A 7001-nucleotide genomic window follows, 5' to 3' on the forward strand; every position below is an offset into this window, starting at 1 on the left:
CCGGTTTGTCTTTTTTTTCGATAGCCGGTTGCAGCTGTCTCTTAATCAGCCTGGTAAACGGCTTTACGTGCCTGATGCAGTTTTTTATAGCTAGCAATCAGACGCAGGTGTTTATCCAAACCTTCCAACTTCATACTGGTGGGTGTCAGGCCATAGAACTTCACCTCACCATTGACAGAACCGACCACATTTTCCATTACTTCAGCGCCGAACATACGCTGCAGGTTGACAATGAAATCATCCAGTTCCAGCTCATCATCCAGCAGTATTTCCAATGCCGCATTCATCGCCTGATAAAACAGCCCCCGCTCTACCGTATTGTCATTGTATTGAAGGAAGCTCTGCACCAGCTCCAGTGCTGCTTCATGCTGCTGCAAAGCCAGATAGATCAGGATCTTCAGCTCCAGAATGGTGAGCTGCCCCCAGACAGTGTTTTCATCGAACTCAATACCGATCAAGGTTTTGATCTCTGTGTAGTTGTCCTCTTCACTCTCCTCCAGTCTCTCGACCAGATCCGCCAGCTCGTCATCATCCAGTGAGTGGATGTTGAGAATATCCTCGCGAAACCAGATCGCTTTATTGGTATTGTCCCAGACCAGATCTTCAACCGGATAGACCTCAGAGTAATCCGGCACCAGAATCCGGCAGGCAGAGGCGGTCTGATCAGGCCCGAAGCCATTGAAGGTTGCAACATAAACCTCTTTACCCATCTCCTGCAGGATCGCCATCAGACGGTCGCACTCCTCCTCATTGGTACCCGAGAAGTCCCACTCAACAAAGTTGTAATCCTGCTTAGCACTGAAGAAACGCCAGGAGATCACACCGGTTGAATCGATAAAGTGTTCAACAAAGTTGTTGGGCTCAGTGACCGCCATACTATTAAAGGTAGGCGGTGGCAGATCATTAAGGCCTTCAAAGCTTCGCCCCTGTAGCAGCTCAGTCAGACTGCGCTCCAGCGCAACTTCAAAACTGGGGTGCGCCCCAAACGAGGCAAACACACCACCGGTGCGGGGATTCATCAGGGTGACACACATCACCGGGAACTGACCGCCCAGTGATGCATCCTTGACCACGACCGGAAAGCCCTGCTCTTCAAGCCCCTGAATACCAGCAAGAATGCCTGGAAATTTCTCCAGAACGGCCTGGGGGACATCGGGAAGGACAATTTCCTGCTCGATAATCTGCCGTTTTACCGCCCGCTCGAAAATCTCTGAAAGGCACTGTACTTTCGCTTCAAACAGGTTATTACCGGCACTCATGCCGTTACTGAGAAAGAGGTTTTCCAGCAGGTTGGATGGGAAATAAACGGTTTGATTATCGGACTGACGCACATAGGGAATGGCACAGATACCCCGTTCATAGTTGCCAGAGTTGGTATCGATCAGGTTTGACCCCTGCAGTTCGCCATCCGGATTGTAGATTTCCAGACAGTAGTCATCCAGCAAACCTTCAGGGATAGCATCATCATCTGTTAGCGGAAACCACTTTTCATTCGGGTAGTGAACAAACTCAGCGTTCGCCAGTTCCTCGCCGAAGAACTGATCATTATAGAAAAAGTTACAGCTCAGACGCTCAATAAACTCACCCAGTGCGGAACAGAGCGCACTCTCTTTGGTTGCCCCTTTGCCGTTGGTAAAACAGAGTTCTGAAGCTGCATCACGGATATTCAGCGACCACACATTGGGGACGATATTACGCCAGGAAGTGATCTCAATCTTCATGCCCAGGCCTTCGAGAATGCCGGTCATGTTGGCGATGGTTTTTTCCAGCGGCAGATCTTTCCCTTCGATCATGGTGTTTACACCATCATCAGGGATCCCCATCGCCATAATAGAGGCATCAGCATCCAGATTTTCAACAGTTTCGATCTTAAACTCCGGCCCCTCCTGCACCACTTTCTTCACGGTACAACGCTCAATTGAGCGCAGAATACCGGTGCGGTCTTTGTCGGAGATCGATTCAGGCAGCTCAACCCGGATCTGGAAGATCTGGTTATAACGGTTTTCCGGATCAACAATGTTGCTCTGGGACAGACGGATATCATCGGTCGGTATATCCCGGGCGTTACAGTAAACCTTGACAAAGTAAGCGGCACACAGGGCTGATGACGCCAGGAAGTAGTCAAATGGACTGGGGGCAGAACCATCCCCCTTATAACGGATCGGCTGATCGGCAGTGACGGTGAAATCATCAAACTTCGCTTCAAGCCTGAGGTTATCTAAAAAATTTACTTTGATTTCCATCTGAATACTCTATCGGAAATTTTGATAAGGATACCGGTATCACTACCGGCAAAGAGATTGCGCATGCTTAGCTGGTTGTAGACTTAGCCCGGTTACAGCCCCTGTTTTGGGCAGCATTTTACACTAACAGGCGGGTTAAAAACGATCTGGATCGGATTAATCTCCGGGTTGAGATGCACACCACCCTGCGGTGTGCATCTCTGTCAGTCCGAACTATTCGTTTTTTTTCAGTTTAATACTCTCCTGCAGCACCTTACGGTAGTAGCGACTCAAAGACCGGTCTTTTGCTCTGCTCTGTGCCAGTGTCAGGCTGTTGCGCGCCTGTTCCTGCATCAGTTTAAGGTAGTTCGTCAGCCGCCGCTGATCAATCTGCGATGCTTGCAGGGCTGCCTGAACCGCACAACCGGGCTCATTCTGATGCTGACAGTCAGTGAACCGGCATGCTGATGCCAACGCACTGATATCGGCGAAGGTTGCTTCGATACCGGCCTCACAACTGCCCAGCTGCAACTCACGCATTCCCGGCGTATCAAGCAAGACGCCGCCACCGGGAATCAGATGCAGTGATCGGGCTGTCGTGGTATGCCGGCCCCGGTCATCGTCTTCACGGGCTGCCTGAGTGTGCTGCACCGGGCACCCCATCAGAGTATTAATCAGGGTTGATTTACCCACACCGGAAGAGCCTAACAGCGCCACGGTACTGCCTGCCCGACACCAGGGAGCTAATACCCCGGTGCTTTGCTGATCCAGCGCATTCACCGCTTCAACCAGCAACCGGCTATCCAGTGCCTGAACCTGACTGACCAGGCTGCAGGGATCATCACAGAGATCGGCTTTAGTCAGCACGACAACCGCCTCAGCCCCTGCTTCGCGGGTCAGGGCCAGATAGCGCTCTATACGACCGAGAGAGAAGTTCTGATTAAGGGCGCAGGTAATAAACACCGTATCCACATTGGCGGCTATCAGCTGTTCGGTTATCCTGCTGCCCGCCGCCTTACGGGAGAAACAGGAGAGACGCTCCAGCGCACGATAAAAGCCACCCTGACGGTCGAGCAGCACCCAGTCACCCACGACAAGGGAAAGCTGATTGGATGAAGCCTGGAGGATCTTTAGGCCCTCCTCACTATACAGTTCATACTGCGAACGATGTTGCACCGCTACGCGGGCAGGCTGATAGCCGGCAAGTTCATCGAGGGTAAGCTGTTGCTGAAAAAAAGGTTTCCATCCCAGTTGGGACAAACGAGAAATAGTAGTCATAAGAACCCCTGACGCATACCTGAGTAGCGTCCAGACATTAATCCATAGGGGCGGGAAAGCCCCCGGTTCAGTAACCGGGCAGCGAGATCAGCTTGGCTGAGTTCAGCAGAGTGCCCGGAAGGTGTTGACTACTATCATCGTTCCCCTCCAGCGGTGTGTTATTCATAAAGAGATTTCAATCTAGCAGAAGCATACACCGAGTCAAGATGTCGTAGCAGAAAAGAATACGGCAACAGTCAGCGGCAGCTACCGTTACTCAACCTCTAACCCCTGCATCCAGAACTGAGTTAACTGCTTAACCGAAATATCTGAAACCGACGCAGGAGGCTCAGAATGGGCTGCAAAGATCCCCTGTGCTAACGTTCTTCCGGCCGCTTGTGCGGCAGAGGCCTTATCGATACGTCGTTGATAAAAAGCGGTCAGAGCGCTATCCAGCTCATCCTCTTCCGCCAGAATCCGGACAAGATGCCATGAATCTTCAAGCGCCTGACACGCTCCCTGCCCTGACGTTGGCAACGGCGCATGGGCAGCATCTCCAATCATTAGCAGATTGTCCTTATGCCAATAGGGTAAAGGATCAAGATCATGAACGAAAATAGCTCTGAGTGATGCTTTATCATAAGAACTGAGCACACTCTGCAGCGGTTCAGGCCAGCCAAGAAAACGCCGGTGCATCTCTTCGTACCAGCCAGATAATGGCTGCTCTTTATCCATAGAGGTGCTCCATGCAGCAGCCCAATAACAGACATCGGGAGCAACCGGGACGATGCCAAAGCGCTCACCACGGCCACGATAGTCATGAATGGCGTTGTCTGAAGCTCCTTCCATCTGACTGATACCGATAATATTGACAAAGCCCTGATAACGGGGAGCTACCTTTCCCTGATATAAGACCTGACGCACCACCGAATGCATTCGCCCATCGGCTCCGACCACCAGATCAAAGGTTTGCTTTAACCCTGCAATCGCCTCTGGCGTGATAGTGCAATTGAACTGCCTCTCAACCCCCAGGCCATCTAATGCGCCGTCCAGTATGTTCATTAGATCCCGGCGTAATATCGTCACACTGGTAAAGCCACTCAGACTATTCATAGTCTCAATATCAAGCTCACCTAACAGGACTCCCTGCTGATTAAACTGACGCATCAAGCGGGGTGTTCCACCAGCATGCTTCAGCTGTTTTTCCAGTCCCATCTGCTGCAGAATATAAACGGCATTTGGCCATAAAGTGACACCCGCCCCCATGGATGAGACCTGACTGTCACGCTCATACAGACTCACCCGATAACCCTGCTTTGCGGCGAGTATTGCCAGCGCCATCCCGGCAACCCCTGCTCCGACAATGGCAATTCGATCGATGATGTTCATCCACACTACCTCGTTAATTAAACTGGCCAGGATTGTCACAGAGCCATCATTCAGGATAAATAAGGTATTATTGGCTTATTAATCCCATTTAATGAGTGAATTAATGATTGAGAAAATTGAACCCCGATGGTTACTCAGCTTCCAGACGGTATATCAACAACTGAGCTTTAAGCTGGCCGCCGATCAACTGCAACTGCCTGCATCCAACGTCAGCCGCCATGTGGCTTTATTAGAGCAGCAGTTAAATGTGCGATTATTGGAGCGCACCACACGCAAGATGATCCCAACCGCTGCAGGTAAACAGCTTTACCATTCAATGACACCTCTCATACAGGCAATGAATGATGTACTGGAAGATGTTTCTCTGCAGGGTGACAGCCTGTCCGGTCACCTTAAAATCATCATGCCTGATCTCCCCTTTCTTGCTGAAAGCATCGCGGACTTTTGCTCGCTTCACCCGAAAATAGAACTGAGCTGTGATACCCAGCTAAATCCAACAGAAGGTTTGTTAGAAGGGTTCAATCTGGTGCTGCGCTTTGGCCGTGGCCCATTGGAAGATTCTGGCTGGATCGCGAAGGAGATACTGCGCTGGCCAAGTTGCGTGGTTGTCGCTCCCCGGTTACTGAAACATCACCGAGTGCCACACTCACTGGATGAACTGCGGAAAATGCCCTGTATAACCACACTCTCTGTTTTACAGGGAATGCCCTGGCGATTTAAACAGAACCAGACCATTCAGGTGCAGTCCAGCTATAAGGTCAACAGCGGCCACATGGCTAAAGCCGCGGCACTGAAAGGGCTGGGCTTTGCCATCTTACCCACGCATGCATGCCAGGCAGAGATAGACAACGGTGATCTTATCCCAATTGAGCTTACCTGCGAACCGGAAGACCTGGTGTTATACGCACTATACTCGGGAAGAAAATACCCACTGGAGAAAGTAAAACTGTTTTTACAACATCTTCGACGGGGGCTTGCCACCCATGGCGCATCTGAAAAACACCAAGAATAAATCCTATGTAAAATTCCTGGGCTTATATGAGTGACATGATGGATGTATCAAGCTTCACTATGGCAAACGAAACGCCCTGTGCGGACCCGCATGCAGGGTGTTGTGGGGGCTGAGGGTTAGAGACCCTCGGCTACGCGATTAGACCTTATTTCAGATGTACTCTGAGATATGCCGGTTCGCCGACAAGCTCTGGCTCGCCGAGCATGCCCCGAATATCCTTACGTAAAGCGTTAACAAGATCTGTAGAGTTCCCCCTATTTGTCTCTCCGACCATCCGGGAATATTCGCTAGCCAGATTCGATTGCTCCTGATTTCCATAAAAGTGAATAAGGGCAATAGCATCCTCAACAGGGGTCGCTTTGTTTATTGCTTTGCCGTCTTCCCCATTTACAACCATTTCACCATCAAAGCCTGAACGAACCAAAGCCTTGTAACAAGATGATAAGGCGTCAATACGCGTGACCCTACGAGAGTTACCAAGATCGCGTTTAGACGTATAGTAATGCGCAATGATCCAACCTGAAACAGCCAAGAGAGCGGCAAATGCTTTTTTTAAATATTCCATCGGATTTCTTCAATGGTCTAACAGTTAGTTATAGTGCCTTTTGGCATTATAACTCCCAGGAACTACATTTCTGGAAATCAAACAACCAAAATTCACTTTCATATTATAAATCAGCAGGATAGCGATAAACTAAAGAAGACATTGAAGAAATATAGTGCCTTTTTACCAATAGCAAAGGCCGCATCCGTGCCAACAACATGGCATAAAGCATATATCCACGTTACATTAGATCAAAGTTAAAAATCGGCGCAGGGTGCGCCTCCACGAAAAACAAAGCAAACCGCTTGATGTCTTTTTATGATTTTTCTAGCCAGGGCAAAGCCCATCTAGCCAGTCGCGTAGCGACGTTCTAGATAATTGGACTCCCCTCGACCCTGAACAGGATGCGAGGTACGCTGACAGTTCTCACACAACCAACTGGAGTCCGTGATATGAACATTAGCATTGCTGGCGTTGATTTGGCAAAAAAGGTCATTCAGATTTGCGTTGTTAAACGCAATACCGTGCTCTCAAATAAAGAGATGACACCTAGCCAGTTTGAAGAATGGTTAGCCAA

At 49.9% G+C, this 7001-nt stretch carries 5 protein-coding genes and 1 pseudogene; 2 read left to right on the top strand and 4 right to left on the bottom strand.

The genetic code is table 11. The annotated features are described in order from the left end of the window. Positions 1-41: 41 nt before the first annotated feature. From JW499_RS20110 to JW499_RS20120, 3 genes are all read right to left on the bottom strand, one after another. Positions 42-2243, bottom strand: a complete 2202-nt coding sequence (locus JW499_RS20110; protein ID WP_205212264.1) for an OsmC domain/YcaO domain-containing protein — start codon at positions 2241-2243, stop codon at positions 42-44. 213 nt (positions 2244-2456) lie between these two features. Beyond that, the gene (rsgA, locus tag JW499_RS20115; RefSeq protein ID WP_205212265.1) at positions 2457-3500 is read right to left on the bottom strand and encodes a ribosome small subunit-dependent GTPase A; all 1044 of its coding nucleotides are present in this window, start codon (positions 3498-3500) and stop codon (positions 2457-2459) included. A gap of 252 nt (positions 3501-3752) precedes the next feature. Then, complete coding sequence (locus JW499_RS20120; RefSeq protein WP_205212266.1) at positions 3753-4868, bottom strand: FAD-dependent oxidoreductase; 1116 nt, start codon at positions 4866-4868, stop codon at positions 3753-3755. Between the two features lie 103 nt (positions 4869-4971). On the opposite strand from JW499_RS20120, the gene JW499_RS20125 reads away from it, so the two are divergent. Then, positions 4972-5880 carry a LysR family transcriptional regulator gene (locus JW499_RS20125; protein ID WP_205212267.1) on the top strand — a complete coding sequence of 303 codons (909 nt, stop codon included), beginning with the start codon at positions 4972-4974 and terminating at the stop codon, positions 5878-5880. A gap of 145 nt (positions 5881-6025) precedes the next feature. Here JW499_RS20125 and JW499_RS20130 read toward each other — a convergent pair whose 3' ends face one another. After that, positions 6026-6445, bottom strand: a complete 420-nt coding sequence (locus JW499_RS20130; RefSeq protein ID WP_205212268.1) for a hypothetical protein — start codon at positions 6443-6445, stop codon at positions 6026-6028. A gap of 431 nt (positions 6446-6876) precedes the next feature. Here JW499_RS20130 and JW499_RS22535 point away from each other — a divergent pair. Further along, positions 6877-7001, top strand: a pseudogene (locus JW499_RS22535) (IS110 family transposase); the annotation flags it as partial.

This window comes from Amphritea pacifica (genome assembly GCF_016924145.1).
Classification (GTDB): Bacteria; Pseudomonadota; Gammaproteobacteria; order Pseudomonadales; family Balneatricaceae; genus Amphritea; species Amphritea pacifica.